Genomic DNA, 7,132 nt, shown 5'->3' on the forward strand with positions numbered 1-7,132 from the left:
CGGGTTGATCGGTTCTCCAGAACGTCTGGGCGAAAATCTAGGAAGCCCGTGGAGCTACGTCAAGAGCGAATGATCAGATGATCTCGAAACGAAAGCGGCAAGCGCGTCGACCTGGCCGAACATGTGTATATCCCTAGCGATGTGCACCGGGATCGCCCCGGTTCGGACCCCCGGTGGCGAAAGGGTAACGATCGAGTGGTCGATCGAAAGATTTTCGATGATTCGCTCTTGACGGCGATCGGACCGGTCCCAATGATGGCGTTCCAACGGCACCGGAGTCCCGCGCTCCGGCTACGTCACAGCGCACCACACCCCCTCCCCGGCCCGGTCGGGCCGCCCTCGCACCGAGGAGCCCCGCAATGACGCTCAGTTCCCCCGCAGCCCCCGCCCCGAGCCGCCGCCACGGCCGGAAGCTCGCCGCCGCCGCCTGCGCCGTGCTCTCGCTCACCCTGGTCGCGGCCTGCGGCAGCAGCAAGAGCGGAACCGCCTCCACTGCCTCCACCGGTTCCGCCGCCAAGCCCACCGAGATCACGTTCTGGTCCTGGACCAAGAACTCCGACGCCGTCGTCGCCAAGTTCAACGCCACCCACACGGACGTCCACGTGACGTACTCGCAGATCACCAGCGGCACCGACGGCTACGCCAAGATCTTCGCCGCGATCAAGGCGGGCAACGGCCCCGACCTGTTCAACTGCGAGTACTCGGAGCTGCCGAACTTCGTCAGCCAGGGCGACGTCCAGGACATCACCCAGTACGTCCCCGCCGGCGTCACCTCGAAGTTCGCCGCGGGAGCGGTGCAGTCCACCACCCTGGACGGCAAGACCTGGGCGGTCCCCTACGACGTCGAGCCGCAGGTGCTCTACTACCGCAAGGACCTGTTCCAGAAGTACCACCTGACCGTCCCCACCACCTGGGACCAGTTCAAGGCCGACGCGGTGGCGCTGAATAAGGCCGACCCCAAGGCCAAGCTGGTCAACTTCGCGACCGACGACGCCTCCGCGTTCGCCGGGCTGGCCTGGCAGGCCGGCGCGCAGTGGTTCAGCACCCAGGGCGAGTCCTGGAAGGTGAACTTCCAGGACGCCGCGACCCTGAAGGTCGCCTCCTACTGGCAGGGCCTGATCGACGCGGGCCTGGTCGGCACCGCCACCACCAGCGACCCCGCGCTGGCCGCGGACACCACCGCCGGAAACGTCCTCGCCCAGATCAACGGCCCCTTCGAGGCCGCCTACCTGAAGACCGGCTTCGCCGACCAGTCCGGCAAGTGGGCCGTCGCCCAGCTGCCCACCTGGGACGGCACCCCGGCGGCCGGCGCCGTCGGCGGCTCCAGCTACGCGGTGAGCAAGGACAGCAAGAACGCCGCCGCCGCGGCCGAGTTCGCCACCTGGATGTCCACCGACGCGGACGCCGTCGCCACCCGGGTCCAGGGCGGCGCCTCCAGCGCACTGCCGGCCGACTCCGCGATGGCCGACGTCGCCCAGAAGTCCTTCGACAGCTCCTTCTACGGGGGACAGGACGTCTACGCGCTGAACAAGCAGGCCGCGACCACCGTCAAGACCGGCTGGACCTGGGGACCGACGATGGTCTCCACCTGGGCCGACCTGGCCACCCCCTGGGGCCGGCTCGGCAAGGGCGGCACCATCGCCGCCGCGCTGAAGACCGGCCAGGAGGCCACGGTCCAGCAGATCAAGGCCGCCGGCCTGAGCGTCAGCAACGGCTGAGGCGCACTCCATGGCTGACATCCAGTCGGCTGCGGCCCCGCGGGAGCTCGGAAGGGCTGCCGCGGGCCGCGGGTCCGGCACAAGCAAGGCCGGGCACCGGGACCGGAGCAAGGGCAAGGGCGCGGCGGCGGTGCTGCTGGCCCCCTTCTTCCTCCTGTTCGCCCTGGCCACCCTCGCCCCCATCGGCTACGCCCTCTGGCTCAGCCTGTTCCGCGAGCACCGCTCCGGACTCGGCTTCGGCCCGGCCACCACGGTCTTCAGCGGGCTGGCCAACTACGGCACCGCCCTGGCCGACCCGGTCTTCCGGTCCGGCTTCCTGCACGTCGCGGTCTTCGCGCTGATCTACGTCCCGCTGATGCTGGCCGGATCGCTGCTGGTGGCGCTGCTGCTGGACTCCGCGCTGGCCCGGGCCAAGCGCTTCTTCCAGCTCACGCTCTTCCTGCCGCACGTGATCCCCGGCATCATCGCCGCGATCATCTGGCTCTACCTCTACACGCCGGGCGTCAGCCCGATCGTGTCGGCGCTCCGGTCCGGCGGCATCGGCTTCGACCTGGGCTCGACGACCACCGCCGTACCCGCGATGGCCAACATCGCGATCTGGGAGGTCCTCGGCTACAACATGGTGATCTTCTACGCCGCGCTCCAGGCCATCCCCCGGGAACTGCTGGAGGCCGCGGTCCTGGACGGCGCCTCCGAGCTGCGCGCCTCCTGGAGCGTCAAGCTCCCGATGATCCGCAGCTCGGTCGGGCTGGTCGGGCTGTTCACCGCGGTCGGCGTGATGCAGCTGTTCCAGGAGCCGCTGCTGCTGAACCACTCGGCGCCCGGCGCGATCACCGCCGACTGGACGCCCAACCTCTACAACTACGTCCAGGCGTTCAAGAACACCGACTACGGGCTCTCCGCGGCCGGCTCGATCCTGCTCGCGGCCGTCTGCGCCGGTCTGTCCTTCGCGGTCACCCGGATCTCCAACCCGTGGAGGAGCGCATGACCAGCACACCCGTCGAACCGCACGTCCGAGCAGCGGAACCGGCGGCACCCGCGCGGGCGCCGCGCACCCGGCCCGGCTCCCGGCCGCGGACCATGTCCACGGCGGCCGTGAACACGGCACTGGCCCTGGCCGCGGTGTACACCTTCTTCCCGCTGCTGTGGATGCTGGTCGCCGCCGCCAAGGACCCCACCGGGATGGCGGCCGGCGACATCTTCACGCTGCACCACTTCGACCTGCTGGGGAACCTGTCGGGGCTGATGCACGAGGACGGCGGGATCTACCTGCACTGGTTCCTCAACTCGCTCCTCTACGCGGGCGGCGGCTCCGCCGTCTGCGCGCTGATCAGCGTCGCGGCCGGCTACGCCTTCGACAAGTACGCCTTCAAGGGCAAGGAGAAGCTGTTCGGCGTCGTGCTCCTGGGCGTCCTGGTCCCCAGCTCCGCGACGGTGCTGCCGCTGTACCTGCTCGCGTCCAAGGTGCACCTGGTCAACACCCTGTGGGCCGTGCTCATCCCCTCGGTGGTCAACCCCTTCGGGGTCTACCTGGCCCGGGTGTTCAGCACCGGCTACGTCCCCGACGAGGTGCTGGAGGCCGCCCGCGTCGACGGCGCGGGCGAGCTGCGCATCTTCCGCTCGATCGGGCTGCCGATGCTCAAGTCCGGCTTCACCACCATCATGCTGTTCCAGTTCTCCGCCATCTGGAACGGCTTCTTCCTGGCCCTGGTCATGCTCTCGGACAAGAACCTCTACCCGGTCAGCCTCGGCCTGTACATCTGGGACAACAACGTCATCGAGGACCCGTCGCTGATCTCCTTCGTGATCTGCGGCTCAGTGGTCGCGGTGATCCCCGTCGTCGCCCTCTTCCTCTGCCTCCAGCGCTTCTGGCGCTCGGGACTCACCGCCGGAAGCGTGAAATAGCCGCCTCCGGTCAGCTAGGAGCCCCCGCATGACCACTGCCCGGCCCCGCACCCTCCTCGCCATGCACCCGCGCCTGGCGCCCAGGATCCTCGGCCCCCGGAGTCTGGCCCAGCTCGCCCGGGTGGCGGACCTGGTCCCCGACCTGGTCGCCGACGACTTCCACCGCACCGACGTGGCCGAAGCCCTGCGCGACACCGAGGTGCTGTACACCTTCTGGGGCTGCCCGCCCGTGGACCGCGAGGTCCTGGCGGCCGCGCCCCGGCTGCGCGCCATCGTGCACGCGGCCGGCTCGGTCAAGTACATCGCCACCGAGGACAGTTGGCGCAGAGGCGTCCGGATCTCCTCGGCGGCCTGGGCCAACGCCCTGCCGGTCGCCGAGTACACCGTCGCCGCAGTGCTGATGTCCAACAAGCGACTGCTTCAGATCCGCGAGGACTTCCGGGAGCGCCGCGAGATCGACTCCTGGCACCACCGCTACCCGGACATAGGGAACTACCGCCGCACCGTGGGCCTGATCGGCGCCTCCCGGATCGGCAGACGGGTGATCGAGCTGCTGCGCCCCTTCGACCTCGACGTCCTGGTCCACGACCCGTACCTGTCGGCCGCCGAGGCGCTGGCGCTGGGGGTGCGCAGGACCGGTCTGGACGAGCTGTGCGCGGCCTCGGACGTGCTCAGCATCCATGCGCCGGCGCTCCCCGAGACCCGGCACATGGTCGACCGGCGTCGACTGGCACTGATGCCGGACGGCGCCACCCTGGTCAACACCGCGCGGGGGTCCCTGGTGGACACCGAGGCCCTGGTCCAGGAGCTGGCCTCGGGCCGGATCCACGCCGTGCTGGACGTCACCGACCCGGAGTTACTGCCGACCGACTCCCCGCTCTACGACCTGCCCAACGTCCTGCTCACCCCGCATGTCGCCGGCTCCGTCGGCGGCGAGCTGCACCGGATGGCCGACTCGGCGACGGCCGAACTGGCCCGGTACGCCCAGGGGTTGCCCTTCCAGCACCCGGTCCTGCGGGAGGAGCTGGAGCGCACCGCCTGAGCGACCCTTCTGAGCGCACCGCCTGGGCACACCGCCTGAGCGCCCCGCTTGAGCACACCGCCTGGGCACACCGCTTGAGCACACCACCTGAGCGGAGTCAGGAGACCGCGGTCGCACCAGCGGTCGCGGTCGACTGGCGTACCCGCAATTGCGGCAGCAGGTCCAGATGGCGGCGGGGCGAATCCGACCCGGGTTCCTCCGCCAGCCGGTCCAGCAGCATGCCGACGGCCGCCTCGCCCAGGGCGTGCTTCGGCGGGGCCACCGCGGTCAGCGGGACGTCGGCCAGAGCCGCCATCTCGTCGTCGTAGGCGACCAGGGCGACGTCCTCGGGCACCCGCAGCCCGCGCGCCTGCAGGTGCTGCAGCAGTATCAGCGCCTCGGTGTCGGTGTGCACCAGCACGGCGTCCACCGCCCCCGCCGCCACCAGGTCGGGGAGCTGGCGCAGTTGGGACTCGATGTCCGCTGCGGCCAGGCCCTCGGGCTGGTCCAGGCCGAGGGCCTCCAGGCCGCCGAGGTAGCCGGTCCGCACAAAGCCGGCGGTGGGGGTGGCGTCGGTCGCCAGCAGGGCGATCCTTCGGCGGCCCAGCCCGGCGAGGTGGCGCACCGCGGCGCAGGCGCCGTGCACATGGTCCGTGCAGACCCGGTCGAGCTCGGCGGCGGCCGAGCCGGGTGCGGCGCGCCGCTCCAGCAGCACCGTGGGCACCTGGAGGCCGAGGATCGTCTGCTCCTCCGCGGCGGTGGGAGTGCTCCCCACCCAGTTGGGGGTCAGCAGCAGACCGTCCGCCCCCGCGGCGAGCATCGACGCGATCTGGGCGGCGTCCTCCTCCTGCCGGTACTTGGAGATGCCCAGCACCAGCCGGGCGCCCGCCGCGGCGGCAGCCGCCCGGGCGCCGTGGATCACCTCGGCGTAGTAGTACTGCACCGCCGGCACCAGCAGGCCCAGCACAGGCCCCGCGGCCTCGACGGGGTGCCGGACCGCAGCCGGCGCCACCGCCGGAGCGGTCCGCTCCGGCCAGGTCACCGCACCGTGCACCCGGTGCAGCCGCCCCAGCTCCGCCAGCGTCTCCACATCGCGCCGGGTGGTGACGGCGGACACCCCGAGCTCGGCGGCGAGCTCGGCCACCCGCAGGCTGCCGCGCTCACGGACCAGGCGCAGAATACGTTCCTGGCGTTCATCGACCGACGGTCGCACAGCGGACTCCTTCGCCGACGTCTTTCGCAGGGCGATCATACGCTCAGACGCTCATGGCCGATGGGCCTTTCGGTCATCTATTTGCGCCGGATCCATTGACCCGATCAATGGAAAGCGCTTACCTTCTGGCTCACTCGACCCCGCATCCTCCGGGAGAACGGGCCCAGCGGCAGGAGGCCACATGGGTACGCATGTCACACGGCGCAAGTTTCTCCAGGTCAGCGCAGCCGCCACAGTGCTGGCCGCAGCGGCCCAGTGGGCCGCTCCCCCGCAGCGCGCCTGGGCGTCGGACGCCTACGACACCCTACGCGCACGCTGGCTGGACCTGCTCACGGGCAGCGGCTTCGACTCCACCGCGGCCCCCTTCTCCACGGCCCTGACCACTCTCGGCAGCACCGCGACGACCTACCAGAGCGGCATGGCGGTCGGCACCGCCTCGCTCTGGACCGACCTGCCGCTGGGCAGCGTCTCGGGCAACATGACGACCAGCTACTCCCGGCTGAGGACGATGGCTCTGGCGTACGTCCAGCCGGGCACGGGTCTCACCGGCAGCACGACCCTCGCCACCGCGGTCACCACCGGCCTGGACTTCCTCTGCACCAACGCCTACACCGCTTCCGCCACCACCTACGACAACTGGTGGGACTGGCAGATCGGCAGCCCCGAGGCGATGCTGGACACCGCCGTGCTGATGTATGCGCAGCTGACCTCGACCGAGATCGCCAACTACTGCGCCGCCGTCGACCACTACGTCCCCGACACCGCCGTGGCGGCCTACAGCGGGACCAGCACCGGCGCCAACCGGGTCGACCTGTGCCGGGTGATCGCTCTGCGCGGCGTGGTCGGCAAGAGCTCCGCGAAGCTGGCCACCGCCTCCGCCGCGCTCTCGCCGGTCTTCCCCGACGTGATCACCGGCGACGGCCTCTACCCGGACGGCTCGTTCATCCAGCACACCTACGTCCCCTACACCGGCTCCTACGGCGAGGTCATGATCGGCGGCCTGAGCCGGATGCTCTGGCTGCTGTCCGGCTCCACCTGGGCGGTCACCGACACCGGCCAGCAGAACATCTTCGACTCGGTGGTCTCCTCCTACGCGCCCTTCCTCTACAACGGCCTGGTGATGGACGGCGTGGTCGGCCGCGCCTGCAGCCGCGGCATCTCCCTCACCGACCCGCTGCAGATCCAGCAGGACGACCACCGGCGCGGACATGTACTCGTCTCGGACATCCTGCGGCTGGCCGACTCCGGCGTCGCCTCCACCGCCCAGACCGCGCA

The 7,132-nt window shown here is 70.6% G+C and carries 6 protein-coding genes; 5 read left to right on the forward strand and 1 reads right to left on the reverse strand.

Going from position 1 to position 7,132, the window contains the following annotated elements; translation table 11 throughout:
* Positions 1-359: 359 nt before the first annotated feature.
* From TR46_RS37210 to TR46_RS37225, 4 genes are read left to right on the forward strand one after another with little or no spacing between them, the layout of a single operon-like run.
* Positions 360-1,718 carry an ABC transporter substrate-binding protein gene (locus tag TR46_RS37210; RefSeq protein WP_042411588.1) on the forward strand — a complete coding sequence of 453 codons (1,359 nt, stop codon included), beginning with the start codon at positions 360-362 and terminating at the stop codon, positions 1,716-1,718.
* A 10-nt stretch (positions 1,719-1,728) separates the two neighbouring features.
* Entirely contained in the window at positions 1,729-2,706 is a 978-nt protein-coding gene (locus tag TR46_RS37215; protein WP_084719264.1) for a carbohydrate ABC transporter permease, read from the forward strand.
* Complete coding sequence (locus tag TR46_RS37220; protein WP_084719265.1) at positions 2,703-3,623, forward strand: carbohydrate ABC transporter permease; 921 nt, start codon at positions 2,703-2,705, stop codon at positions 3,621-3,623. Before TR46_RS37215 ends, TR46_RS37220 begins: the two co-directional genes overlap by 4 nt.
* 28 nt (positions 3,624-3,651) lie before the next feature.
* Positions 3,652-4,665, forward strand: coding sequence for a hydroxyacid dehydrogenase (locus TR46_RS37225; RefSeq protein WP_169790686.1), 1,014 nt, complete (start codon positions 3,652-3,654; stop codon positions 4,663-4,665).
* A gap of 97 nt (positions 4,666-4,762) precedes the next feature.
* Here the strand turns inward: TR46_RS37225 and TR46_RS37230 are convergent, their stop codons facing one another.
* Entirely contained in the window at positions 4,763-5,857 is a 1,095-nt protein-coding gene (locus tag TR46_RS37230; protein ID WP_042411599.1) for a substrate-binding domain-containing protein, read from the reverse strand.
* Positions 5,858-6,038: 181 nt separating this feature from the next.
* Here TR46_RS37230 and TR46_RS37235 point away from each other — a divergent pair.
* A partial coding sequence (locus TR46_RS37235; protein WP_042411590.1) for a twin-arginine translocation signal domain-containing protein occupies positions 6,039-7,132 on the forward strand: 1,094 nt, incomplete at its 3' end.

Origin of the sequence: Streptacidiphilus carbonis, from assembly GCF_000787775.1 — a bacterium.
GTDB classification, from domain to species: Bacteria; Actinomycetota; Actinomycetes; order Streptomycetales; family Streptomycetaceae; genus Streptacidiphilus; species Streptacidiphilus carbonis.